This window comes from Sphingobium sp. RC1 (assembly GCF_059738765.1).
The window spans coordinates 342,614-367,686 of the sequence record NZ_AP027308.1 but is presented as its reverse complement, the minus strand read 5'-3'; the positions used below and the strand labels follow the sequence as shown (position 1 = coordinate 367,686).

General features: G+C 61.6%; 22 protein-coding genes. 18 read left to right on the top strand and 4 right to left on the bottom strand.

The genetic code is table 11. From position 1 onward, the window contains the following. Nucleotides 1-200: 200 nt before the first annotated feature. From AC6JBC_RS15730 to AC6JBC_RS15695, 8 genes are read left to right on the top strand one after another with little or no spacing between them, the layout of a single operon-like run. Nucleotides 201-1,628 (top strand): aldehyde dehydrogenase family protein, encoded by a 1,428-nt coding sequence (locus AC6JBC_RS15730; RefSeq protein WP_498026414.1) that lies wholly within the window; start codon nucleotides 201-203, stop codon nucleotides 1,626-1,628. Next, complete coding sequence (locus AC6JBC_RS15725) at nucleotides 1,625-2,620, top strand: phosphotransferase (RefSeq protein WP_498026413.1); 996 nt, start codon at nucleotides 1,625-1,627, stop codon at nucleotides 2,618-2,620. Before AC6JBC_RS15730 ends, AC6JBC_RS15725 begins: the two co-directional genes overlap by 4 nt. Further along, nucleotides 2,620-4,143 carry a class I adenylate-forming enzyme family protein gene (locus tag AC6JBC_RS15720; protein WP_498026412.1) on the top strand — a complete coding sequence of 508 codons (1,524 nt, stop codon included), beginning with the start codon at nucleotides 2,620-2,622 and terminating at the stop codon, nucleotides 4,141-4,143. The genes AC6JBC_RS15725 and AC6JBC_RS15720 overlap by 1 nt, the downstream gene beginning before the upstream one ends. Then, complete coding sequence (locus AC6JBC_RS15715) at nucleotides 4,133-5,305, top strand: saccharopine dehydrogenase family protein (RefSeq protein ID WP_498026411.1); 1,173 nt, start codon at nucleotides 4,133-4,135, stop codon at nucleotides 5,303-5,305. Before AC6JBC_RS15720 ends, AC6JBC_RS15715 begins: the two co-directional genes overlap by 11 nt. Next, nucleotides 5,302-6,108 carry an SDR family NAD(P)-dependent oxidoreductase gene (locus tag AC6JBC_RS15710; RefSeq protein WP_498026410.1) on the top strand — a complete coding sequence of 269 codons (807 nt, stop codon included), beginning with the start codon at nucleotides 5,302-5,304 and terminating at the stop codon, nucleotides 6,106-6,108. The genes AC6JBC_RS15715 and AC6JBC_RS15710 overlap by 4 nt, the downstream gene beginning before the upstream one ends. Then, nucleotides 6,105-7,262, top strand: a complete 1,158-nt coding sequence (locus AC6JBC_RS15705; RefSeq protein ID WP_498026409.1) for an NAD(P)/FAD-dependent oxidoreductase — start codon at nucleotides 6,105-6,107, stop codon at nucleotides 7,260-7,262. Before AC6JBC_RS15710 ends, AC6JBC_RS15705 begins: the two co-directional genes overlap by 4 nt. After that, the gene (gene surE, locus AC6JBC_RS15700; protein ID WP_498026408.1) at nucleotides 7,259-8,131 is read left to right on the top strand and encodes a 5'/3'-nucleotidase SurE; all 873 of its coding nucleotides are present in this window, start codon (nucleotides 7,259-7,261) and stop codon (nucleotides 8,129-8,131) included. The genes AC6JBC_RS15705 and surE (AC6JBC_RS15700) overlap by 4 nt, the downstream gene beginning before the upstream one ends. After that, nucleotides 8,124-8,942, top strand: coding sequence for an SDR family NAD(P)-dependent oxidoreductase (locus AC6JBC_RS15695; protein ID WP_498026407.1), 819 nt, complete (start codon nucleotides 8,124-8,126; stop codon nucleotides 8,940-8,942). The genes surE (AC6JBC_RS15700) and AC6JBC_RS15695 overlap by 8 nt, the downstream gene beginning before the upstream one ends. A gap of 44 nt (nucleotides 8,943-8,986) precedes the next feature. Here the strand turns inward: AC6JBC_RS15695 and AC6JBC_RS15690 are convergent, their stop codons facing one another. The 3 genes from AC6JBC_RS15690 to AC6JBC_RS15680 all read right to left on the bottom strand — a co-directional run bounded on the left by AC6JBC_RS15690 (nucleotide 8,987) and on the right by AC6JBC_RS15680 (nucleotide 11,380). Beyond that, nucleotides 8,987-9,343 carry a hypothetical protein gene (locus tag AC6JBC_RS15690; RefSeq protein ID WP_498026406.1) on the bottom strand — a complete coding sequence of 119 codons (357 nt, stop codon included), beginning with the start codon at nucleotides 9,341-9,343 and terminating at the stop codon, nucleotides 8,987-8,989. Next, a complete protein-coding gene (locus tag AC6JBC_RS15685) occupies nucleotides 9,340-10,602 on the bottom strand; it encodes an ethanolamine utilization protein EutH (protein WP_498026405.1) in 1,263 nt (420 codons plus the stop codon). The genes AC6JBC_RS15690 and AC6JBC_RS15685 overlap by 4 nt, the downstream gene beginning before the upstream one ends. A 79-nt stretch (nucleotides 10,603-10,681) precedes the next feature. Continuing rightward, nucleotides 10,682-11,380: a TetR/AcrR family transcriptional regulator gene (locus AC6JBC_RS15680; protein WP_498026404.1), complete on the bottom strand. Its 699-nt coding sequence runs from the start codon at nucleotides 11,378-11,380 to the stop codon at nucleotides 10,682-10,684. 351 nt (nucleotides 11,381-11,731) lie between these two features. On the opposite strand from AC6JBC_RS15680, the gene AC6JBC_RS15675 reads away from it, so the two are divergent. The 3 genes from AC6JBC_RS15675 to AC6JBC_RS15665 all read left to right on the top strand — a co-directional run bounded on the left by AC6JBC_RS15675 (nucleotide 11,732) and on the right by AC6JBC_RS15665 (nucleotide 14,583). Next, nucleotides 11,732-12,514 (top strand): AraC family transcriptional regulator, encoded by a 783-nt coding sequence (locus AC6JBC_RS15675; RefSeq protein WP_498026403.1) that lies wholly within the window; start codon nucleotides 11,732-11,734, stop codon nucleotides 12,512-12,514. A 135-nt stretch (nucleotides 12,515-12,649) separates the two neighbouring features. Then, a complete protein-coding gene (gene surE / locus AC6JBC_RS15670) occupies nucleotides 12,650-13,504 on the top strand; it encodes a 5'/3'-nucleotidase SurE (RefSeq protein ID WP_498026402.1) in 855 nt (284 codons plus the stop codon). Nucleotides 13,505-13,575: 71 nt separating this feature from the next. Beyond that, a complete protein-coding gene (locus AC6JBC_RS15665) occupies nucleotides 13,576-14,583 on the top strand; it encodes a beta-keto acid cleavage family enzyme (protein ID WP_196227329.1) in 1,008 nt (335 codons plus the stop codon). A 181-nt stretch (nucleotides 14,584-14,764) separates the two neighbouring features. Here the strand turns inward: AC6JBC_RS15665 and AC6JBC_RS15660 are convergent, their stop codons facing one another. Beyond that, nucleotides 14,765-15,460 (bottom strand): TetR/AcrR family transcriptional regulator, encoded by a 696-nt coding sequence (locus AC6JBC_RS15660; protein ID WP_498026401.1) that lies wholly within the window; start codon nucleotides 15,458-15,460, stop codon nucleotides 14,765-14,767. Between the two features lie 364 nt (nucleotides 15,461-15,824). Here AC6JBC_RS15660 and AC6JBC_RS15655 point away from each other — a divergent pair, with 364 nt between their 5' ends. From AC6JBC_RS15655 to AC6JBC_RS15625, 7 genes are read left to right on the top strand one after another with little or no spacing between them, the layout of a single operon-like run. Further along, nucleotides 15,825-17,912 (top strand): hydantoinase/oxoprolinase family protein, encoded by a 2,088-nt coding sequence (locus AC6JBC_RS15655; protein ID WP_498026400.1) that lies wholly within the window; start codon nucleotides 15,825-15,827, stop codon nucleotides 17,910-17,912. Continuing rightward, nucleotides 17,909-19,711, top strand: coding sequence for a hydantoinase B/oxoprolinase family protein (locus AC6JBC_RS15650; RefSeq protein WP_498026399.1), 1,803 nt, complete (start codon nucleotides 17,909-17,911; stop codon nucleotides 19,709-19,711). Before AC6JBC_RS15655 ends, AC6JBC_RS15650 begins: the two co-directional genes overlap by 4 nt. Nucleotides 19,712-19,716: 5 nt before the next feature. Continuing rightward, nucleotides 19,717-21,240 (top strand): APC family permease, encoded by a 1,524-nt coding sequence (locus tag AC6JBC_RS15645; protein WP_498026398.1) that lies wholly within the window; start codon nucleotides 19,717-19,719, stop codon nucleotides 21,238-21,240. Nucleotides 21,241-21,278: 38 nt separating this feature from the next. Next, on the top strand, nucleotides 21,279-22,049 hold the full coding sequence (locus AC6JBC_RS15640; protein ID WP_498026397.1) for an SDR family NAD(P)-dependent oxidoreductase: 771 nt from the start codon (nucleotides 21,279-21,281) through the stop codon (nucleotides 22,047-22,049). A 57-nt stretch (nucleotides 22,050-22,106) separates the two neighbouring features. Next, on the top strand, nucleotides 22,107-23,435 hold the full coding sequence (locus AC6JBC_RS15635; RefSeq protein WP_498026396.1) for an aspartate aminotransferase family protein: 1,329 nt from the start codon (nucleotides 22,107-22,109) through the stop codon (nucleotides 23,433-23,435). Then, complete coding sequence (locus tag AC6JBC_RS15630) at nucleotides 23,432-24,235, top strand: SDR family NAD(P)-dependent oxidoreductase (RefSeq protein WP_498026395.1); 804 nt, start codon at nucleotides 23,432-23,434, stop codon at nucleotides 24,233-24,235. Before AC6JBC_RS15635 ends, AC6JBC_RS15630 begins: the two co-directional genes overlap by 4 nt. Before the next feature lie 39 nt (nucleotides 24,236-24,274). Then, complete coding sequence (locus tag AC6JBC_RS15625) at nucleotides 24,275-25,018, top strand: SDR family NAD(P)-dependent oxidoreductase (RefSeq protein WP_498026394.1); 744 nt, start codon at nucleotides 24,275-24,277, stop codon at nucleotides 25,016-25,018. Nucleotides 25,019-25,073 lie beyond the last annotated feature (55 nt).

Genomic DNA, 25,073 nt, shown 5'->3' with positions numbered 1-25,073 from the left:
GTAGGGGATCGCATGGTGAGGACGAGTAGACGCCTTGATGCCGCAGCCGCGCGCGGCCGAGCCTCCTGGTGAGCCCTCTGGAATTGGGATTGATCGACGCGAGTGAAGCGTCTCAGAATTTTATCAAGGCAGACGGCCCATGGCGCTGTTGGGGATGGCCCGGCAAGATCGCCTGCAATTGACTCGAGAGGACTGGAGCGATGTCATTGGATTTCTTTCCCACGATCGCGAACCGCGAATGGCGTGAAGGCAAGGTGGAAGCGGTTATCGAACCTGCGACCGGGGACCAGATCGCCGAAATGGTCGATGTTGGCGAAGCCGGGGTGGATGCAGCTATAAGCGCGGCGAAGGATGCGCGTCGATCATGGGCGGCCACCACGCCGAAGGATCGCGCAGCGGCGCTGCTACGCCTGGCCGACGCGCTCGAAGCGAATGCCGATCAGTTCGCGGAACTGGAAGCGCGCGATGTGGGCAAGCCTTTGGGCGACGCGCGGGCGGAAATGTTCTCCGCAGCCGATAAGTATCGGTTCTTCGCCGGTGCGGGCAGGGCGCTGACCGCGCCTGTATGCGATGAATATAAGCCCGGCATCACCAGCATGGTGCGGCGCGAACCGCTGGGCATCGTCGCCGCGATCGCGCCCTGGAATTATCCCATGGGGCTGACGAGCTGGAAGATTGGCCCGGCATTGATGGCGGGCAATACCGTGGTGCTCAAGCCAACCAACGAAACGCCGCTGACATCCCTTCTGCTAGGCCGCATCGCTGTGGAGATATTCCCTGCTGGCGTCCTGAATGTCGTGACGGGCGGTGGGGACAGTGTCGGCAGGGCGCTGGTGCGGCATCCTGACGTTGCCATGGTTTCGCTGACCGGCGGCACCAGCACCGGCAAGACCATCATGCGGGATGCCGCCGACATGGTGAAGAAGGTCCATCTGGAACTGGGCGGCAAGGCGCCCGTGCTCCTGTTCGACGATGCCGATCTCGACAAGTTCGTGGCGACGATGCGTGGCGCTGCGTTTCGCAACTCAGGTCAGGACTGCACGGCGGCGACCCGCGTCTATGTGTCGAAGGCGCTGTTCGGCGAAGTGACCGAACGGCTCGTGCGGATGGCGGAAGGACTGACCGTCGGCAACGGCTTCCTCGATCCGTCGGTCCAGATGGGGCCGGTGGTGTCCCAGCGCCATCGCGACAGCATTGCGCGGCAGGTGGAAAGGGCGGTGGGCGAGGGTGCCCGGATCGTCACCGGCGGCGAGGGCAGCGGCGCCTTCTACACGCCCACGATCGTTACAGGGGCGGACCAGCGTTCCGCCATCGTCCAGGAGGAATTGTTCGGCCCCGTCCTGGTCGTCAGCACCTTCGATGACGAAGATGACGCGATCGCAAAGGCCAATGACGTTGCCTACGGCCTGGCGGCGTCGATCTGGACGCGGGACATTAATCGCGCCGTCAAATGCGCCGCGTTGATCGAAGCCGGGACGGTGTGGATCAACGATCATGGCCCGACCGCGGCGGAAATGCCCTTCGGCGGTTTCAAGCTGTCGGGCATCGGCCGCGACATGTCGATCCATGCGATCGAGGAGCATACGGCGCTCAAGCATGTCGCCATCAGCCATGGATACCAGCTGTGACGGTCGCGTCTGGCATGAAGCTTGGCTTCGCGCCGGAAATTGGTCCGGCGCTACAGGAGCAGGTGACCGGCATCCTGTCCCAGTGGACGCAGCCCGATCTTGCCGACGACTATCAGGTCAGTGCGATGAGCGGAGGTGGCAGCAACGTCAATCTGAAGCTGGAAGGATCACGCCACGCGCTCGCACTGCGCGTCTGCGCACCCGAACCGGAGCGTTGGGGCGTTGACCGCGCTGCATCCATCCAGGCGCAAAGCGATGCGGCGCGAGCGGACCTCGCGCCCAATATCCTGGCATCGATATTGCCGGAGGGGCATTTCCTGTGCCCGTTTCTGAACGGCGGCGTGATGACGCCCGCGCGCATGCGGGAAGAAGGGCTGCTGGGTGATGTCGTGGAAACGCTGCGCAGCCTCCATGCGCAGCCTACCACCGGGCGCGCCTTTTCGCCCTTTGAGGACGCGGCGCATTTCGTGAAACTGGGCGATGCGGAAGGTGCGGTGCGACCCGCCGAGTTTCCGGACATGTATGATCGCGTCAGGCAGATCGCGCAGCTTTTCGCCGCTATCGATGCCCCACGGGCATTTTGTCACAGCGACCTCGTGCCGCAGAATTTCATCGTCGGCGACCGGCTGCGCCTTATCGACTGGGATTATGCCGGAATGGGCTGGGTCGCGTTCGAAATGGCGAGCTTCGCCTGTCAGGCCACCCTTACGGACGAAGAGACGGAGAGCTTTCTGCGCTTGTACGATCCCCAACTCGACGACAGTCAGCGCGCCCGCGTTGCGCTGATGCGTGCGGTCGCGGGGGTTCGGGAGGCGGCCTGGGCGGCCATGGCCGAACCGATCCTGTCCGCCCATACGACGCCGCTCGATGGCTGGACCTATCAGGGCTATGCAAGTTCCAACCTGACCGAAGCCCGCAAGGCTTGGGAGAAGGGGAGCTTTGCCGAGATGCTGAAGGCCGCGGCCCATGTGCGGGAAGGAGCGCGTTTCTGATGCCGCCTTTCGAAACGCTTTGGCATGCGCTTCGCCATTGGGCGGACGAAACGCCGGGACGGATCGCCCTGCGGCAGGGTGAAAGATCGGTCGAATATCATGTTCTCGCCGCCAAGGCGGAAGACTATGCGCGCTTCCTTCGGTCAACCGGCGTGCAGAGCGGAGACCGGGTGATCATCGTCGGCCTCAACGTCATCGAATGGGTCGTCGCCTATCTCGCCGTCATGCGCCTTGGCGCCATCGCCGTGCCCGCGAACAATCGCATCAGTGCGTTGCAGATGGCTGACCTGGTCAGCTTGCTTGAGGCGCGCGTGGCGATTGCGGACAAGCGCCACACATCGCTTCTTGCCAAGGCGCCGATATTGGTACTCCCGCTGGAAATGGCCACGGCCATGTCGGCGCAGGAGGATCTGCCCGATTTCGTGACGGGCGAAGCGCCCGCGCTGATCAGCTTCAGTTCTGGGACTACCGGCGAACCCAAGGGTGCGTTGCTGAGCACCCAAGCCTTGTGCATGGCATCGGAAGTATTCCGCTTATTCTTCCGCGCGACCAGCGCCGACAGCACTGTCGTGATCGCCCCCATGTTTCACAATACAGGTTTCATCGACCAGTTCGGTCAGATGCTGCTGGCTGGCGGGGAAACGATGCTGGTGGAGGAATTCCACCGCAAGGAAGCGATCGCCGCTTTCAAGGCCGCGCCCGCGACCTTCGTCACCGCCGTGCCCAGCGTGCTGCGCATGCTGATGATATTGGACGATGCCGACGCGGTGTTTGGACCGGCCCGAACCGTCTTGTTTGGCGGATCGCCGATGCCCGCTGCCTGGTCGCGGGAGATGCTGGAACGCTGGCCCCATCTTGAGCTTGTCCATGGCTATGGGCTGACGGAATTTGGTTGCGCGTGCAGCTTCCTGCCGCCCGAGATGATCACGGACTTTGGCGAATCCGTCGGCTTTGCCGCTCCGTTCGCAGAATTGCGGGTGGTAGGCGAAGACGGCCGGGATGTCGCGCAAGGGGAGTCTGGCGAAGTCTGGGTCGCGGGACCGACCCGCATGACGGAATATTGGCGGCGTCCTGAGGCTAACGCTGAAAAATTGTCGGGCAAATGGTTGCGGACAGGCGACCTTGGCCGGTTCGATGATGCTGGCCGCCTGTTTCTGGACGGGCGGCGGGACGATGTCATCAACCGTGGCGGCGAGAAGATATTGCCGTCCCATCTGGAGTGCCTGCTCGCGGAATTGCCGGAGATCGGCTATTGCGTGGTGATCGGCATCCCCGATCCGGTGTTGCAGGAAGTGCCCGTCGCGGCGCTCGAAATCCGGCCGGGCCGGACGTTCGATGAAAATAGCGCGCGCGCTTTCCTGGCCGCGCGGCTGCCTGCCTATGCGATGCCGGTCCACTTCATCCTTTTTGATCCCTTCCCGCGCATCGCGTCCGGGAAGGTGGACCGCCGGAACGTGCGCGATGCCGTCATCGCGATGCTGAACGATCAAGGCCCAAATTCGGGAGAGACTGATGAAACGTGAATTCGATGTCGTGGTGATCGGGGCTGGGGGGCGGCAGGCGCAGGCCATGCTGGCCGCAGCTGCGCGGGGCACCGATGTCACGCGCTGGCTTGCGATCGATCGGGCCTGGCGGCCCGAGACGCTGGCTGCAACGCAGGCACTTGGCATGCAGACGAGCGAGCAGGACCCGCTGGCGGACGCGGGTACGCTGGACGCGCTGATGCGTTCGACGGTGATCGTCGCGAACCTGGCAGGCCCCTATTACCGCACCGGCTTTACCGTATTGGACGCAGCGATCGCGGCCGGGACCGACTATCTCGATATTTGCGACGACGCCGACATCACGGTTCCGATCCTGTCGCGAGATGAAGCCGCCAAGGCGGCGGGCGTCACGGCGATCATCGGGCTGGGTTCGACGCCGGGCGTGTCGAACATCCTGATCCGACTTGCGGTCGATCATCTGAATGGCGCGGACGATGTCGAGATTGCCTGGGTGGTCGATGCCAAGGACATGACCGAAGCGGCGACCAAACATTTCTGGCATTGCTTCAATCTTGTCGACTTCGACGGGACGGTTCATCCCGTTCCGCTTCCCGGCGAGATGCGTTCGCGCGTCGTCGATTTCCCCGGAACGGTCGGGCGGCAGACAGTGGTGAAGCTGGCCCATCCCGAACCGCTTACCGTTCCCCGCTTCCTGCCCGTCAAACGGGCGGTCAACTATGGAGCGATCGCCCCGATTGACGCGCATGCGGTGGCAGCGGCCCTTGCCGCCGTCGCGGATGAGCAGCAGCCCGGCAGCACGAGCGAGCGTACCGACATGCTGGTCAAGGCGTTCCAGCAATTCCTCGCCCGTTTCGAAGGTGGCGAACGGATTGGAAGCGGGTTGCAGATTGATGTTCATACCGACGGCAACGGGCTTCGCTACGCTTCGGGCGCGGACACCAGCATGGAAGAAGCCACTGGCGTTCCGGCCGCCGCAGGGGTGCTGATGCTGGCCGAAGGCGATACGCCGCGCGGCGGCGTGTTTGCGCCCGAAGCACTGTCGCCCGAGAAATTTTTCGCGGCTCTTCGGCGCGTCAGTCTCGGCGGCGGCGGGCTAGGGGTCTATCGTCTTCAGAACGGACGCCAGGGTGAAAGGCTGCGTATTCGCGACCTGATGGCTGGGACATCGGAGGCTGCATGAGCGAGGATCTGGCAGGCAAGGTCGCGCTGGTCACGGGCGGAGGCCGGGGCCTTGGCGAAGGTATCGCCCTCACTTTGGCTAAGCGTGGGGCTACGGTCGTCCTGAGCGGGCGCAACCCCGTCGATCTTCAGGCTACCGCAAAGACGATCGAGAGCACGGGCGGCAGGGCCAGCGTGCAGCCGGGCGATGTCTCGTTGACCAGCGACGTCGAAAAGGTCGTTTCCGGTGCGTTGGAAACCCACGGGCGGCTGGACATTCTGATCAACAATGCGGGAATTGCCGACGAAGCGGCGTTCCTCGACATAGAAGAAGTGGCATGGCGGCGGGTGATCGACGTCAACCTCAACGGCGTTTTCTTCATGACCCAAAGAGTAGCGCGGCAGATGCGCAGCCAGGGCGACGGCGGCGCCATCATCAACATAGGGTCGATCGAAGCGCATGCGGCGGACGGTCCCTTCGCCAGCTATGTCGCCGCGAAGTTCGGCCTGCGCGGCATGACCATGAGCGCGGCGATCGAACTGGCCGAATATGGCATTCGCGTCAATTCCGTCAGTCCGGGCTGGGTGCATACCAAAATGGTGGAAGAAGCACTTCGACCGGCAATGCTGCAACATATGCTGCATGATTTCAGACGCGTACCCATGAAGCGCATGGTGACTGTTGATGAAGTGGCAGGTGCGGTCGCGTTCCTCGCCAGTGACGCCGCATCGGGCATAACCGGAACCGATCTGGTGGTCGATGGCGGCACGCTCGCCGACATCCACGTCCACCGTTCGCTTCCCAATGATGAGGATAAGCAGTGACCCGTCCCCGAATCGCCATCATCGGCGCTGGCACCGCCGGTTGCGGCGCCGCCCTTCGTGCTGCGGAACTTGGCGCGGACGTGACCGTGCTGGAGCGGGAGGCGCCCGCCAGCGGGTCGTCCGGCCGTTCCGCTGGCGTCTATAATTATCAAACGCTCAACCCGCTCGACATCGAGATCCGCATCCGCGCGAAGGAACTGTTCCTGCGGCTGGAGCGAGAGCGTGGGTTGCCGCTCGCCAAGATCGGTAATGTTCGCGTGGCCTATACGGACGAACAGATGGACCGGCTGGCCGCTGCGGTGAAGGTGCAGCGGGAACTGGGCGGCATGGATTCCCGGCTGATCGATCGGGAGGGCCTTAGGCAATTGGTGCCCGACATGCGCGTGGATGACCTGGCGGGCGGTCTGCTTGGTCCTACGGACGGGCATCTGGATGGATATCTTCTGTGCACGACGCTTCTTGAAGAGGCCAAGGAGAAGGGCGCACGTGTCAGTGTTCAGACCGACGTGCTTTCTCATTCCAAGGCGGGCGGGGTGCATCGGCTGGAAACCAGCAAGGGCGTGGTCGAAGCCGACATCGTGATCAATGCGGCTGGCGCGTGGGCCGGGAATGTCGGCAAGCTGCTGGGCCATGCGGTGCCAATCAAGCCGCAGGTCCATGAAGTCTTTCTGGTCCGATTGCCACGGGACCTTGGCTATACTGTTCCGATGGTCAATCTCTACATGCCGGGACAGGAGGGCGAGGGTCTTTATTTCAGGCAGGATGGTCCCGACAGCCTGATCGCCGGGCTTCATACCTATGAAGCTATCGACGGACTCGATGTCGATCCCGACAGCTTCAGCCCGCCGTCTGGCGACGATCATCTGATCACTGTCGCAACTCTTCTGACCGAGCGGATGGGTATGGACGATTTCGGTTTCTCCAACGGCTGGTTCGGCCTCTATCCCATCAGCATGGATGATCGCTTTCAGGTCGGGCCGTACGAAGCCGATCCTTCCGTGCTGGTGGTCGGCGGGCTGGGCGGTGTCGGCGTCACGTCCGGATCGATCCTCGGCATGTGCGCGGCGGAATGGGCGTTGTCCGGCAAGCCTGCGACCGTGCCGGGCGTAGAGGCGCTTCGGCCCGACCGCCCAAGTTTGAGCAACTTTCGATGAGCGAGGTTATCATGGACGTTCTGTTGACGAACGATGACGGCTATCAGGCGGGCGGGATGGCTGCCATCCGGGACGCGATGATCAATGCGGGCCTCAACGTGCTGTCGGTGGCGCCTGACGGGCCACGCAGCGGTACATCCCGTTCGGCATCCTTCCGCAAGCCGGTGGTGATGACGCGGGATGGCGGCGATGATCGCAACCCGATCTATCGCGCCGACGGCACGCCCGTCGATTGCGTGCGCGCCGCGATCCTGTCCGGCTTGGCCAAGGATGTCCGCCTGGTAGTGTCCGGCATCAATGAAGGCGCCAATCTGGGCGACGACGCCACTTATTCATCCACCTTCGGCTCCGCGGCGGAAGGTGCGTTGCTCGGCCTGCCTGCGTTGTCGATTTCGCAGCAGGCGCGTGACGGACGCTTCCGCTTGGTTGATCTCACCGATTATGATTATGGCTGGTGCAGTGAGGTCGGCGCTGAACTGGCGGCTTGGATGATAGCCAACCCGCCGCCGCCGCGCAGCATCCTCAATGTCAACGCGCCGGGCATGCTGAAGGACCGCCGCCTCAAGATCACAGCGCTCGACCATCGCGTCTGGGACCCCGGCCATTATGAGGCGGTGGAAACGGATACCGGCCACGGCTGGTACACCTTCCTCACCAATGTCGACCGCGATCCCGTGTTCACGATGCGGCCGGGGTCCGACGCCAGCGCCGTCGCGGCGGGCCATGTTTCGGTCACGCCGGTAAGCTTCGATTTTGGCGATGTCCGCGCGGCCGGTCGCCTGCGCCGATGGCTCAGGCAGTCGGTGGAGATTATCGATCCGCGCCTGGGCGCCAGCGACGGTGAGTGCAGGAGCGGCTGCTGTGGATGAACGGCCGGTCGCCCTGGTGACCGGGGCAGGGGGCGAACTGGGTCGGGCCATCAGCCAGCGGCTGGCGGATGCTGGCCATGCCCTCGCCTTGTTCGAGCGCGACGAAACCACGGCTGCGGCCTTGCGCCAGGACATGCCGGACGATTGCCTGGTCCTGGCGGCGGATCAGACTGACCGGGGTGCGATCGATCAGGCGATGGATGAGGTACGCGCGCATTTCGGTCGCCTCGACATTGTGGTCGCCAATGCCGGATATGCCAAGTTCACCGGCTTTCTGGAAATGGAACCAGCCGTCTGGGACCGCCATGTTGCGATCAACCTAAGCGGCACTTTTCACATCTGCCAGGCAGCCGCGCGGTTGATCGCGGAGGGCCGCAGGGGCGGGTCGATCGCGGTCATCTCATCCTCGCTGGGGCTTCGGCACGCGGATCAGATCGGCGCTTATTGCGCGACCAAATCTGCCTTGTTGATGCTGGTTCAGACCATGGCGGCGGAGCTGGGCATCCACCGCATCCGGGCGAATGCCATCCTGCCGGGCGTCATAGAAACGGCCATGACGAAATGGATGGTCGAAAAGCCGGGTGTCCGCCGCGACCTGTTGCAGAGAACCCCGATCGGCCGCCTGGGCCTGACCGACGACATTGCGGAGGCTGTCGCTTTCCTGTGTTCCGATAAGGCAGGATTCATCACTGGCGCCAACCTGTCGGTCGATGGCGGGCAGTCCATCTATGGCCAACCCGCATGGACGCGGCAGGATCGCTCGACACCCTTTGAGCCTGAGTGGACGGCTGGCCTCGGCGACGAGGCGTGAACCGAAGAATGTAACATCCCGGGGCCTAAGCTGCCGGGATGGATTCAGGCGTGGGGCTGACGGTCACGCCAATCGACGGGGGCGATCGCGATAAAGACGGTCGCCTGCTCCCCTTCATAGCGCAATTCAGTGCCGTTCCCGATCCACAGCATGTCCCCCGGTCCAAGTTCGTGGACCTCATCCCCCGTGCGCAGGCGGAACTTGCCCGAAAGGCACAGGATCATCTCGTCATATCGCACCGTCCATGGCACAGACCGGCCATCGAACGTCGCGAAATAAGCACCCATCGTCCTGCTGCTATCAGGCCCGATCAATCGGGCGATGCTGGCCGAACCCGGACCATCGCCATAATCCGACATGGGTGTATCTTGAAGGCGGAACAGGCGGATGTCGGCGGTCACAACAGAGCTCCTTCAAGGGCATGCAGCTTTGTATTGGACGGTGCCGTAGCCGCCTCGGCCGCTGCCTTGTCCTCCTCCTCGAAGCGCAAGGCGCGTGGCACCGACAGCCAGCGCGCGACCAGAATGCCACAGATCGCCCCCACCAGCTTGCCGAACATCAGCGGCACGATCAACGAGGGCTGGAAATTCGCAATAAAGGCCAGGGAGTCACCCAGTATCCAGGAACCGCAGACAGCATAGGCGATCGTCATCACCTTGTTGCGCGCATCCATTTCCGGGATCAGCCTGAATAGCGTCAGCGGGTTGGCGGTGGTCGCAATCAGCCCGCCGCTTCCCACCGCACTGAAACCGGTCAGTTTGCCCAGCTTCTCGATGGCTTTGCCGCAATAACGACGTAGCGCATAGACCATCGGAAAGGCACCGGCCAGCATGATGCCGATATATCCGGCGATCTCCAGCCCCCTTATGGAATTGGCCGGGTCGGCCAGCAGCGGGTCGAACGGCCATCCGCCGAACAGATGGCTGAAAATGCCCGTGAAGTATTGGACGATACAAGCGCCGAAGATCAGCTTTATCGCGGCATCCGCAAGGCGGCCAAATCCCATGAATCCTCGCACCATGAGGTCCGGGATGAACCGCAGGCCCGCCACGATAGCGCCAACGATGATGGTCAGTGGGAAAAGGTCATGCAGGATCTGGCCGAATGTCATAGCGAGGCGGAACGTCGCCGGGCCGCCGGTTGCGACCGTGGGCCGGATGAGCGGATGGGTCATTGCGACGACGCTTAATCCCACGAACAGCGCGATCGGTATGGTGATAAGGCCCGCCATCATGCCCAGGGCCAAATAACGATGGTCCTTCCTGGGCAGCATCGCCAGCGCCACGGGGATGGTGAAAACGACATGCGGCCCCAGCAGGAAGCCGTTGAACGACGCGATGATCCAGTTCTCACGGCTGGCAGCGAGCGCGTCGGCCATTTGATAGCCGCCCATGTCCACGGAAATCAGGGTCGTTGCCGCCATCGCCCTGTCTGCCCCTGCGAGGGAAAAGAGCGGGGCGACGGCGTGGGTGATGGCGGCCGACAGGACCGGTGCCGCAGCGAGCACTGCGCCGACCGGAAGGAAGAGGACGCCCGTCGTGCGGATCCCCTCCATGAATTCCCAGCCCATGCCTGTGCTATCGTCCCGGACAGCGGCGATCGCGCCCCACATCGCGAACAGCATCACGACGCCGATCACATATTGACCCAACCCGCTCATTTTCGAGTCTTCCCGCCGTCATTAATACGAATGTTCATTCATATTAACCTGACCTGCGATGTCGTCAAGTGTCTTCGGGCTAGTCAATCTTTAGCATGTTACGGGCAAGTTCCGACATACGTCGAGCGACCTTTTCCGGGCTGTCCGACCCGCCCGGACGATACCACATCAAAACATTGTCGCACATCGTGCCTATGGCCAGCGCGCAAATGCGCGGATCCAGCGCGTTATCGGATCGTCCGGCCAAAATATCCCGTACAATCTGGGTGAGGACGTCGAGGTAGCGGCGCATATGTGAACGGATTTCCTGCTTTGCGCCAGGACTTCCGATCCTTTCCAGCATCGCCGAATCTATCAGCCGGTCGTTCGCCTTGGCGAAGGCGGCGTTGGAAATCTGATACAGCACATGACGGCGGATAAGTGCGTTCATCCGTTCGACCGGCGGCATGTCCGCTTCGTCATTGTCCACCACTTCGCTGTTGAACATGTCGAGGGCAGCAAGGACCGCCGAAACGAGCAATTCATCCTTCGATTTAAAGTGGTTATAGAAGGCGGGCGGCTTCAGCCCAACTTCCGCCGTGATGTCCCGCAACGACACCGCTTCATAGCCGCGAGAACCGAACAGCTCCACCGCAGCCTTCAACAACTCCTCCCGCATCCCCGATTTGCGACGGGTCCTCTTCGGCTGGACGCGGTGCGCTGAGGCGATCGGAGCCGCCGTAGCATCGCCGACCTTTGCGGAGTTCGCTTGCAGCAGTTTAACGTTACTATCCTTCACTGACACGTTTTAATGCCCCAGTCGCGAATGTATAAATGCAAACGGTCTTTCATATTAGGCATATGCACTGTCGGACGGCGCCGTTCAAATGGAAACTATTTCGTTCGGATGGCCGACCACGTTGATGCGCGACATCCACCTCGCGCGCGCTCGCGTGCTTTTGGCCGATTAGGCGTATAAGTTGGCCATCAACCCGCTTCGCGCCAGGCTTCATTGTGTCATAAGGACGGAACACGGCGCCTTTGCAGTTTCAGACGTGGCCCCGAAATTTTGTTGCCTTCGGAAGCGTGGACCCTCAGGGCGCACGCTCAAAGGACGGTGAGACTTCCAACGGGTTGGAGGAGCATTCACTTGGTTGACACTAGTAAACATACCAGCGCCGTCCATGTGCTTGCTCGCAACTTTGTCGAAGGCGACGTCATTTCGGCGCATTCGCATCCAAACGGCCAGTTCGTCCACGCTGTTTCGGGCGTCATGGAAATCAGGGCGGATCACAAACTGTGGGTCGTTCCGCCACAACGTGCCGTATGGATCCCGCCTGGGACCGTGCATGAATTCCGGGCGCGAACGCCTGTTCTATTGCGTACGCTCTATATCGCGTCGGATCGAACACCGCCCCGTCTGGGCAAAAGGGCGGGAGGATTCGTTGTCACGCCGCTCGTGCGCGAACTCATATTGCGAGCGATCGACCAGGCCGTTCTCAGCTGGGATGCAGCGCGCACTCTTCGCCTGCATGCGCTGTTGCTGGACGAACTGAACGATCTACCGGCGGACGCCGTGATGCTGGCGATGCCGTCCGATCCTCGCCTTGTCCGGGCATGCGAACAGATACTGGACAGCCCCGGTGGCCCAGATATCGAGGAGCTTGCACGTTCATCGGGTGCTTCGGCGAGAACATTGTCACGTTTGGCCCGCGATGAACTGGGTTGCCCTCTTTCCGTATGGCGGCAGCAAGCGCGGATCGTCGCGGCGTTGCCCAAACTCATCGCGGGAGAGCCCATCCTGAGCACCGCCTTGTCGCTGGGGTACGAAACGCCCAGCGCGTTCACTGCGATGTTCAAACGCTTGATAGGAACAACGCCGACCGCCTTTGTCACTGAACGGAGCGGTTTCGCAATGAGGCCAGAGAAATGACGCCGTTGGATTGAAGCAGGGGTTGGTAAGTGGCCGTCCGTCTTAAACGAACAGTTGCTGACAACAGAAACAAACGTTAATTATTATAGTTGCCCGAGCGCTCCTCGGCTTTGCGAAAGCGGAAGTGATACGTCGATGAACATCCTGCTGACCAACGCGGAAGGTTACGACGCACCGGGCATCGCGGCCCTGCGCAGCGCGTTGATACTGTCCGGCTTCAACGTGCTGACCGTGGCGCCCGCAGCCCCGCAGGTCCGGCTTTCAAAAGCGATTTCGAACCGCGAGCCCGTGTTGGTGGAAAGGTCGGGCGGTGATGATCGTCACCCGCTGTATCGCGTGCACGGCACGGCGCCCGATTGCGTGCGCATCGCGATCCTGTCGGGCCTTGCAAGCAAGGTGTCCGCCGTCGTGGTTGGAATAGGCGAGGAAGCCACTGTCGGAGAGGATGCAAGCAATAGCTCGACATTGGGCGCCGCCCTGGAAGGCGGGATGCTGGGATATCCGGCCATGGCCATCTCGCAACAGGCGCATCGGACTCACTCATGCTGCGGGAGCAGGAGCACCCCCGACTTCGCATGGGCGAGCGCAGTCGGTGCGGAGCTTGCCGCCTGGTTGGCCGCCTCGCCGCCGCCCGATCGCAGCGTTCTGAACATCAACGTACCGGCTCATCTGGCAGACCGGCATATCAAGCTGACCTCCTTCAGCGAATGCATCTGGGAACCGCTGGATTGCCAACGGGCGGACGCTGAATCTGACGGTAGCTGGCTGGTGCAGCCCGCCGCCGACGGGCTTCCCCGTTTCGCGAAAGAGCCGGGGTCGGACGCGTGGGCGCTGGACAAAGGCCATGTCTCGGTGACGCCGCTCAGCTTCGATCGTGGGATTGGTAGATCGGCGGTCAGGCTGCGCGCATGGACGCGTTCCATCATCCAGCAGGTCGATCCCCGGCTGGGCGCTACGGATGGCACATGTTCCGCAGGCTGCTGCGGATAGATGAATGAGTGAGATTTGCGGCGGCACATGCCGTTGCGGATGGATGGATTACGGAAGCGTAGGAGTGAAAAATGGTTAAGATTGATTGGGATAGAGTTGGGAAAGGTGTTGCTCGCGAAAATGAGCGGATGATCTGGCGGCCTTACGGCGCACCGATCGTTCTGGATCTGGAACATTCTGCGTTTCACGATGCACCCATCTCCGTTCCATGGAACATCCCCGAAACCCTGGCGGTATCCGTGGCCATTACCGGAGCGTTCTTTCGTCGCTCGCAGAACCCGAACCAGCCTTATACGCCGGAAGAAATTCGCAATTCTGCCCGCGAATGCCTTGAGGCGGGGGCGAGCACGGTCCACATCCATGTTCGCGACGACGAAGGCTACAATGTCCTTTCGCTCGATCGCTTCGAACAGGTCGTCGCGCCCTTGAAGAAGGACTATCCCGACCTGTCGGTCGATGGCTGCCTTGTTCCGGCGCTTGAAGGCGAGTGGGCTGAAATGAAGCGGGTACTCGCGACCGGTCTGCTGGACGGTGCGCCGATCAACACGACGACGACCTATATCGGCGACTCTCTGTTCAGCAAGCCTGCTCCGGTCATGATCGAAAAGGTGCGCCTCATTCTGGAAAATGGCGGCATTCCTGAAATCGCTGTCTATACCGACGCCGACGTTGCCAATGCCGACCGCTTCCTGATCAAGAGCGGCCTGATCAAGGGGCCGGCCTTCTGGCTGATCCTTCCCGCCTTGCCGGGATGCAGCCCCATGGAAAATCCGCGCCAGATGGTCGAAGGCCTGATGCGTACCGTCACCACGATCCGCGACGTCGATCCCGATGGGGTGATCATGGTGTGCGCGGCGGGCCGGGCGTCCATGTATGTCGCTACGCTGGCAGCCGCGATGGGCCTGCACATCCGCGTGGGCATGGAGGATACCTATTGGCTCTGGCCGCATCGCGATGATCGCATCCAGTCGAACCTGCAGACCTTTGAACTCGGCGCGAAGCTGGGTGAGGTTCTGGGTCGCCGGGTCGCAACGCGTCAGGAATATACCGACATGTTGAGATCCTGCGCTCAGGGATAACCGGCTGCGGGGTTAAAGAAGCGGCCATGCTCCAGTGGACGGGAGCATGGCCGTTCGCATGTGGATTATAGGCTTCGCTTCAGTGGCGATCGCGGTCGGCTTCGGGCGACCTATTGATAACCCCGCCCATTTTTGCCAGTGATTGACGAGCATCGACGCCAAGGGATCAGGCAACCCCATGTTACCTGTCGATGCCAAGCATCCGCCTTGCCAAGTCCCAATAAGTCGCAACGAGATCATCGTCAGCTGTCTTGGATGAGGAAACGTACCAGCGTCCGACCTGATCATACATGGTCGATATGGCGCTCGACACGATCCTGTAGTCGGCCTTCACCGAAGACTCTTCGACCAGCAGAGACACCAGCTTTGTCACCTCGCGCAAATATACCCGCAGCCGGTCCTGAATGGCCTGCTGGAATGTTATTTCGCCGACGCGCTGAAGCAGGTTGTGTGCCATCAATATGTCGAAGGCCCTGGCGATGACGGGGTTGTCCAATTGGTAGCGGATGTGCCGCTCCAAAATCCCTTCCAGCGCTTCAACATTCGATTCGCGGGGATCGCGCGGCCCCAGGACCCGCTCGTTGAAGTCCTCCATTGCCCATAGCAGAGCTTCGCCCAGCAAGGCTTCCTTCGATTTGAAGTGGTTGTAGATGGCGGGCGCCTTGATACCTGCGAACTGCGCCAGGTCACGCATCGTCGAAGCTTCAAAGCCGTTCTTCGAAAACAGGTCGAGCGCCGCGACCAGCAGACGTGCCCGGGTATCCGATCGCGTGGCGCGGTTCTCCCGCTCGATCGCCAGCTCTTCGGATTCGGCCAGCCGGGCCTCGTATCCAGCGCGCTTTCGCAGGACCTTCGTCTGATTTGTCGGTGAAGTCATTCTGCTGGTTCCTTAATACTCTGCGAAGCCCGATGGCAACCATCGATGCAACAGGCGGCGAGGTTGTTCGGCTTCTGATCCGTCACAGCAACTCCAACTTTGCACTTGCATTAACAAACGTTCGCTATCATATTCGAAACCGAAATGCGATAGTATGCGTAGTTGGACGGGAATGACAACGGGGGCATCTGCGTGAAATCCGCCATTGCCGAGGCGTTATCTTCGATCGGCTGGTGTCACGACGATCTCCCCTTTTGCCGATCCGATCACGCATCGTCCGAGTGTCTCGCATGATCGGGCTGCTCGAACCATCCGCCCTGCAGGGCGCTGGTCCATTTCTGGGCCAAGTAGGGAATGTTGAGGCATGAGTTTTACTATTTCCGTGGATACGGGAGGCACCTTTACCGACGTCATCGTCCGCGATGCGTCGGGCAAGCAGACGATCGGCAAGGCGCTGACCACCCACGGCCGCGTGTTTGGCGGCCTTGGCGAGTCAATCAAGGCTGCGGCTGCCGACCTTGGCCTTAGCTTCGAACAGCTGTTGGCGGACACGACGCTGTTCATCTACGGCACGACGCGCGCCACCAACGCGATCGTGACGCGCAATGTCGCGAAGACGGCTTTCCTGACGACCGAAGGCTTTCCCGACATCCTTGTACTCAAGGAAGGCGGGAAGCTGGACGGTTACGACTTCACCAAATCCTATCCCGCGCCGTACATTCCTCGTCGGCGGACCTTCGAAGTGCCAGAGCGGATCGACGCGGAAGGCAAGGTGGTGCAGGCGCTGGATCAGGACGCGGTGCGCGTTCTGCTGCGGCAGCTGGGCGATCGCGATTTCGAAGCGATCGGCGTCTGCCTGCTTTGGTCTTTCATCAATCCCGAGCATGAGCTGTCGATCGGCGCGCTGATCGAGGAAGTTCTGCCCGGCATTCCCTATACATTGTCGCACCGGCTCGCGCCCATCATCCGCGAATATCGCCGGGCCTCCGCGACCGCGATCGACGCCTCGCTCAAGCCATTGATGCAGAAACATCTGTTCGAGTTCGAACAGGATATCCGCGCGGCGGGCTATAAGGGGCAAATTCTGGTTTCGACCAGCTTCGGCGGGGTCATGGACCTGGAATCGGTCATGCAATCGCCGATCAACATGGCCAAGTCCGGCCCATCCATGGCGCCGGTCGCGGGCATCACCTATTCGGTCGCCGAAGGGCTGGGCGACAATATGATCGTCGCCGATACGGGCGGCACCACCTTCGACGTCGGCCTGTCGCGCAATGGCCAACTGGTCTACAGCCGCGACACGTGGCTGGGCGGCATGTGGGAAGGCGACCTGCTGGGCATTTCGTCGGTCGATATCCGTTCGATCGGCGCGGGCGGCGGATCGATCGCCTGGATCGACGATGGCGGCATGCTGCGTGTCGGCCCGCAATCGGCAGGATCTGAACCGGGGCCAGCCTGCTACGGGCGGGGAGGGCAAAATCCCACGACATCGGATGCAGCGTGCGTGCTGGGTTATTTCGACCCCGATTACTTCCTGGGCGGTCGCATGAAGCTGGACGTTGCCGCCGCGCGGGCGGCCATCGCAAAGGTCGCCGATCCGCTTGGCCTGTCAATCGAAGCGGCAGCCTGGGGCATCATGCGCATCGCCACGGACCATATGGTCAAGGCCATTCACGAGATCACGGTCCAGCAGGGGATCGATCCGCGGGAAAGCACCGTGGTCGCGGGCGGCGGCGCGGCAGGTATGAACATCATGGCGATCGCCGCCGAACTAGGGTCTGACTCGGTCGTGCTGCCCAAGGTTGCATCGGCCCTGTCGGCATCGGGCATGCAGTTCGCCGATATCGTCACGGAAAGCACCGCGCCGCATTTCACGTCGACGCTGCGCTTCGACAGGGAAGGGGTGAACGCGGCGCTGACCCGTATAGAGGCCGAACTCAATCGCTTCCGGTCGCAGATCGAAAATGCGGGCAGCGCGCCGTGGCGCATCGAATTTTTCGCTGAGGCGCGCTATCTCGCGCAGGTCTGGGAACTCGACACGCCGGTTTCTTGCGACCGCTTCAATGGCCAGGCGGATATCGATGCGCTGGCCACGACCTTCCATGATCTGCATGAGCGCGTCTTCGCCGTCCGCGACGAAGAATCCCCGGTGGAAATCATCAACTGGAAAGGCCGCCTGACCGTCGAGCTTTCCAAGAAGATGGACCCTTCGCCTAAAGTAGACCGCTTCGCCGCTCCAACGCCCGATCATAGCAGGGCCTGCTATTTCGGGGGGGACGGAGCCATCGATACGCCGATCTTCAAACCGGCTGACCTCAGGACCGGCATGATCATCAGCGGCCCCGCCATCGTCGAGGAGCCGACAACGACCCTGGTGGTCTATCCGGGCATGTCCGCAGAGATCAGCGGCGCGGGCAATTACATCCTTCACACCCGTGCGGAGCAGGCATGATGGCACAAGACAGCAAGCGGAACGACGCCATATTGATGGCCGTCCTTGCCAACCGGATGGACGGCATCGTTCGGGAGATGACGAACACGCTGCTCCGCACGGCGCGTTCGTCGGTGATCAACAGCGCCCGCGATTTTTCCTGCGCCATGTGCACGGCGGAAGGCGAGTTGTTCGCCTGCGCCGAAGGTCTGCCCGTCCATATATTCGGCGTGCAGAAGCAGGCGGCGGAAATGGTGCGGGTGCATCCCGACTTGAAGGAAGGGGACGCGTTTCTGGACAATGACCCCTATGTCGGAAATTCGCATCCCGCCGACCATTGCACGTTGGTCCCCATCTTCCTTGACGGCGAACATATGTTCACCGCTACGGTCAAGGCGCATCAGGCGGACATCGGCAATTCCCTGCCGACCAGCTATTATTCCTCCGCAGTCGATGTCTATCAGGAAGGCGCGTTGATCTTCCCGGTTGTGCAGGTTCAGCGCGACTACAAGATGATCGACGATATCGTTCGCATGTGCCGCCGCCGCATTCGTGTGCCGGGGCAATGGTATGGCGATTTTTTGGCGGCCATCGGATCGGCGCGCATCGCCGAACGGCGGCTGAAGGAGCTTTGCGAGAAATATGGCAAGGACACGCTGAAGGCGTTCAAATCCTATTGGCTGGAATATTCCGAGGCGCGGATGGAAAAGGCCATCAACGCGCTGCCTCAGGTGAAGCTCCAGAATAGCGGTCGTCACGATCCCTTCGAACCCTTCCTGCCCGACGGCGTGCCGCTGAACGTCGAGATCGATGTGAAGCCGGGTGAAGGCCGGATCGAAGTCGATCTGCGCGACAATATCCCCAATGTCGATTGCGGCCTGAACCTGACCGAAGCCACGACGATGGCGAGCGTGTTTGCGGGCATCTTCAACGCGATGCCTGGCGATGTGCCGAAAAATTCAGGCGCGTTCCGTCGCGTCGATGTGAAGCTGTCGGACGGTTGCGTCGTTGGTCGGCCGAAATTCCCTCACAGTTGCTCGGTCGCGACCACGAACATCGCCGACCGGCTGGTGAACATGGTCGGTTCGGCCTTTTCCCAGATAGACGGCTTCGGCGTGGCCGAAGGCGCCACCGGTGTGGGCGTGGGCTATGCCGTGCTGTCGGGGCGCGACCATCGCTATGACGACGCGCCTTTCGTCAATCAGCTGGTGGTAGCGGCCAATGGCGGCCCGGCCAGCGACAGTGCGGACGGCTGGGTCACTTATGGCCTGCCAGTGGTCAGCGGCCTCATGTATCGCGATTCCATCGAGATCGATGAGCTTAAAATGCCCATCATCTACAAGCATATGCGCCTGCGGGGCGGCACCGGCGGCGCAGGCAGGCGGCGCGGCGGCATGTCGTGTGACCTGGCCTATGGACCGACCAACTATCCCGTCACCGCCATCTATCAGCTCGACAGCCAATATTATGCGCCAAAGGGCGTTCGCGGCGGTCATGACGGGCTGACGGCGGGCGGCTGGCATGGGCTGGCGGACGGGACGGAGGTCGCCTTGCCCAACTCGATTCAGGTCGAGCTGAAAAAGGGCGAATATCTCCGCGGCTTCGACTCTTCGGGCGGCGGGTACGGAAATCCGCGTGAGCGTGATCCTGCGCTGGTGTTGGATGATGTGCTGGAAGGATGGGAAACGATCGATCGGGCAAGGGACGTCTATGGCGTTGCCTTCACCGGCCGGGTCGATGACGAGACGCTGGCGGTCGATTCGGAAGGCACGGCTGCCCTGCGCCAGACTGCGCCCGTGGCCCAGTTTCAGGCGGGGTGACGGCCATGACGACGCCCGGCCTGACAACCTTTCCCGACGCCATCCCGTCGTCCGCGCCCGCCGCGCATCCGGTCGAGCCTCATGGCAAGCTGTCCGGCAATATGGGCGTGTTCGACCTTACCATGACGGTCTTAGCGGCATCGGCACCCCTTTCCGTCATGGCGGCGTTCGCGCCGGTGTCGATGGCGGTTGGCAATGGCGTCGGTCTGGTGTCGTCCTTCCTGATCGCCGGGGGCGCGCTACTCTTGTTTGCCTTTGGCTTCATGGCGATGGCGCGGTCCATCGCCAACAAAGGGGAGGGGGCAGGCGCTTTCTACATCTATCTGACCAAAGGGCTGGGTCGGCAGTTCGGGCTGGGTGGCGCCTTTCTGGCGATATTTGCCTACACGCTGCTACAGACAGGCACGTTCGGAATGGTCGGCGTGTCGATCGTCCAATATCTTCATGCCCGGCTCGGTGTCCCCGCATTTCCCTGGTGGATCGCCACAGCGGCGGCCTGGGTCGCGGTCGGGGCTCTTGGATACAGGCGCATCGATCTTTCTGCCCGGGTGCTGGGCCTTGCCATGTTGGGCGAGATCGGAATCGTCGCGTTGCTGGACGCAGCCGTGCTGTGGCGCGGGGGTCCGTCGGGCGGTCTGGACTTCACGCCCTATTCGCTGACGTCGCTCTTTTCAGGCAATGCGGGCATCGGGATCATGATGGCTGTCGGCAGCTTCCTGGGATTCGAGGCGACCGCCATTTACAGCGAGGAGGTCCGGTCGCCGGACAAGACCATTCCTCGCGCGACCTTCCTTTCGATTATCCTCATCGCACTCTTCTACTCGATATCCACATTCCTGCTCATCAACGCCTATGGGGTGTCGGCGGCTGCTCAGAAGATCGCGACCGATCCGGCAGGCATGTTCCCCCAAGCGCTGGGAAATTATGTCGGGCAGGTGGCAGTAGATGCGATGTATCTGTTGTTGATCAGCAGCCTGCTCGCCGCCGTCCTATCGTTCCACAACGCCATCGCCCGCTACTTCTTCAACCTGGGCTGCGATGGCGTATTGCCGTCGGCTTTCGGCAAGACCCACGCCCGCCATGGTTCGCCTGCGCTCGGATCGCTGCTGCAAAGCGCCACGGTTGTCGCTGTCGTCGTGCCCGTCATCTTGTTCAATATTGATCCCGTGCTGCAATTCTACGCTTGGGCCGTGGGGCTTGGGACCATGGGCATGCTGTTGCTCTTCGCGATCGCATCGCTGGCGATCATCCGTTACCTGTCGCGGCAGGAAGAGACCGGCAGCCTCTGGAGCTTCCGCATCGCACCCGTGCTCGGGTTTATCAGCCTCACGGCAATTGCCATCTACGCGACAGTCAACTTCGAAGTGTTCGTGGACGCCTCCCCCACCTTGGCCACCATATTCCTGGCGTCGGTCTACGTGACCTTCGCCGCGGGCGTGGGGCTGGCCATGCGCTGGCGAAAGACGCGGCCGAACTGGTACGGCCACATCGTCACGGCCAGCACCTTCCCTGATGACGACGCGCAATGACGTTGATCCTCCACATGCCAATGAACAGGTGTTGATCCATGAAATATGACGGAAAAGTGGTGGTGGTGACCGGGGCGGGTTCTGGCATGGGACGCGCGATGGTGAACGAATTCGTTGCTCAGGGCGCTCGCGTGGCGGCTCTGGGACGGACGTTGGACAAGATCCGCCAGACGGTTGAACTGGCTGGCGGTCCCGAGCAGGTCATGGCCATCCGCGCGGATGTCGCGGTCGAGGCCGATGTGATCGCCGCGATTGACGAGGTTATCGCGCGCTGGAGCCGTATCGACCTGCTCTGCAACAATGCAGGTGTGCTCGACAGCTATCGCCCCGCACATGAAGTCAGCCTGGACGAATGGAACGAGGTGATGGCTGCCAATGCGACCGGGCCGTTCCTGATGGCGAAATATGCCATTCCCCACATGCTGAAGCAGGGCAAGGGCGGCATCATCAACATCGCCTCCACCGCCTCGTTCAGCGCAGCGGGCGGCGGGTCGGCCTATACGGCGTCCAAACATGCGGTGATGGGCCTCACCCGGCAGCTGTGCTTCGAATATGGCGCGCTCGGCATTCGGGTGAATGCGATCTGTCCCGGAGCGACCGCGACGCCAATGGCGATCCCCGAAACACAAACCGCTACGTCCCCCGACATGGAAGCAGCGGTGGCGAAGGTGCCCGCGCGGCGATGGTGTCAGCCCGAAGAGATCGCGAAGATGACGGCGTTCCTGGGCAGTGACGATGCCGATTACGTGCATGGCAGCGCGTACGTCATTGATGGCGGCTGGCTGACGGCCGCGCGGGAAGCATTCTGAAAATGACGGGGCGTCGGCGCAAGACGACCCCCTATCCTGATACTGACGAGGTTAAAAATGGCAATCTGGCCTGACCAGGACTCCCAATCGAGGCAGCTCTATGAACGCGGGCTCAAGGTCTATCCCGGCGGAATTACGCGGCTGGTCCCGTGGCTTGAGCCTTTCCCGGTTTATACGAAATTCGGCAAGGGCGCCTATGTCACCGACGTCGATGGTACGTCGCGGCTGGACCTGCTCAACAATTTCGCCTCGCTCATCCATGGTCATGCCAATCCGGCGATCATAGAGGCTGTGTCGAGGCAGTTGGTGCTGGGGACAGCCTTCACCAATCCGACCGAGATTGAGATCGAGCTCGCTGAACTGCTGTGCGACCGCATAGAGTCGGCCGAAAATGTCCGGTTCAGCAATAGCGGTTCGGAAGCTGTGATGTCGGCGATCAAGGCTGCGCGTGCCTATACCGGCCGACCGGCAATCGTGAAGGTGGAAGGCGGCTATCATGGCTCCTACGACTATGCCGAAGTCAGCCTCGATACGCCCACGGAACAGTTCGCGACGCCACCCAAATCGGTCGGCTATGCGGCGGGGGTGCCCGATCGATTGCTCGAGGATGTCTATGTCATCCCCTTCAATGATCCGGAAACCGCCGCCAGCGTGATACGGGCGCACAAGGACCGTATCGGCGCGATCCTGCTGGATGCCGCGCCAAGCTATCTGGGATTTACGCCCGTATCGCCGGAATTTGCGGCTAGCCTGCGCGACCTTGCGACAGAGATCGGCGCAGTGTTCATCCTGGATGAGGTCATAACCTTCCGGCTCGATCATGGCGGGGCGCAGAAGAAATTCGGCGTGAAGCCCGACCTGACCGTGCTTGGCAAGATCATCGGCGGCGGCTTTCCGGTCGGCGCGCTCGTCGGATCGAAGGAGGTCATGAAGGTCTTCGATCATCGCTCGGGCAGACCGCTGGTCCCTTGGAGCGGGACTTTTTCGGCCAATCCCATAACAATGACGGCAGGTAAGGTGACGCTGGACCTGCTGACCCCTGAACTGGTCGCGCATATCAACATGCTGGGCGATCGCGTCCGCGCTGGGTTGACGCAGGCCTTCGCCTCATCAGGGTTTCCGGGGCAGGTTACGGGCGTTGGATCAATGTTCAAGATCATCACGCATCAGCGCCCCGTCTATGATTATCGCAGCCAGCGGCACAGCCCCGCGGAAAGTGTGGCGATGATGGAATTGCAGCGCATGCTCGTGCTTAAGGGCTTCCATGTGTCGGGCGCTGGCATGGGGTTCCTTTCCACCGCCATGGTTGCGCAAGACATCGACAATTTCTGTGCGGCTACGGAGGAATGCCTCCGTCAACTTCCTCATCCTGATAGCGGGAAATGACCCAAATGTTCAGACATGAACGCCTGAAGGGAACATCCGACGCTTCGCCGGAGCGCGCGCTCGTCACCGGGGCGACATCGGGAATCGGACGGGCCACTGCGGTGCGGCTCGCCGAACGGGGGGCGACGCTCTGCCTGGTGGGGCGCAATGAAAGCGCGGCGAAAATATTGAGCGCCCAAATTGAAGAGATGGGCTGCCAAGCCTTCGTTGTTCTGGCCGATGTCAGCGATGGCCATGCGGTGGAACGAGCGGTACGCAGGTTCACAGAAGCCTATGGGGGCATCGACACAGTCGTCGCGTCGGCCGGGGTCGCTCCCAAGGGAAATGCAACTGAAACCAGTATCGAAGACTGGAAACAGTGCATATCGATCAATCTGGATTCAGTCTTCTACCTCGCACGGTTTGCAATGCCCGAGTTGATCAAGACCCGCGGCACATTCACGATCATCAGCTCGGACGCGGGCATGTGGGGTGACTCCGACTTCGCGGCCTACATTGCTTCCAAACATGGCGTGCATGGGCTGATGAAGTCGCTGGCGCTTGACTATGGACGTTATGGCGTGCGGACCAATGCTGTTTGCCCCGGCTTCGTCGAAACGCCGATGGCCGACAAGCTCTTGGCGGACCTGTCGCCCGAAAAGCTGGAGGCGCTTCGAAAGGCGGTGCCGCTTGCAAGATTTGCACAGGCTGAAGACGTCGCCGATGTCGTGGCTCATTTGTCTTCGGATGAAGCGCGCCACACCAATGGCACTGAATACCGACTCGATGGCGGTAAGACCTGTGGCCACTACAAGCCCTGATGATCGTCGCGACTTCGGAATTGAATGGACAAGCAAGATATGGGTGAATTCTTCGGCAGGACGGTCCTGATCACGGGTGCGGCCGGGGGGTTCGGCCGTGTGCTGACGTCAAAACTTCTGGAAGCTGGCGCCAACCTCGTGCTGGGCGACCTCAATGAAGCAGCGCTCGCCGAACTGGCCGTCACGCTTCCTGGCCGTATCGCGTGGATGCGATGCGATGTCACTGTGGAGGGAGACCAGAAGGCTTTGGTTGACCTTGCGGTCGCGAATTTTGGTTGCCTTGACATCGCGATCAACAATGCGGGTGGCACGTCACCCATGAAGAGCTTTCTGGACACGACAGAACAGGACCTTGACTGGAACTTCACGTTGAATGCCAAGAGCATTTTCCTGGGCATGAAGCACCAGATCGCGGCGATGATCGCGGGCGGCGGCGGCTCGATCATGAACGTAGCGTCCGTCGCTGGCATCGCGGGCGCACCGAAAAATCTCGCTTATGGCGCTGCGAAGCATGCTGTGATCGGCATGACGCGCACCGCTGCGGTGGAATTTGCGCGCAGCAACGTAAGGGTGAATGCGGTCTGCCCTTATTTCAGCCTCACCCCGCTTGTTACGGAGAGCAATCTCATCGAACGCAAGGCGCAAATGGAGGCGGCCGTGCCAATGAAGCGGCTGGCTGAACCGGAAGAGGTCGCGTCGGCCATATTGGCGCTGGTGTCGCCCTCCAACAGCTATCTGACAGGCCAGGCCGTTGCCGTGGACGGTGGGCTGACCGCTTTTTGATCCCGCGGAAACGCCGCAGCGTACATCCGGTTGCGGTTGCCGCAGACGAGCAAGC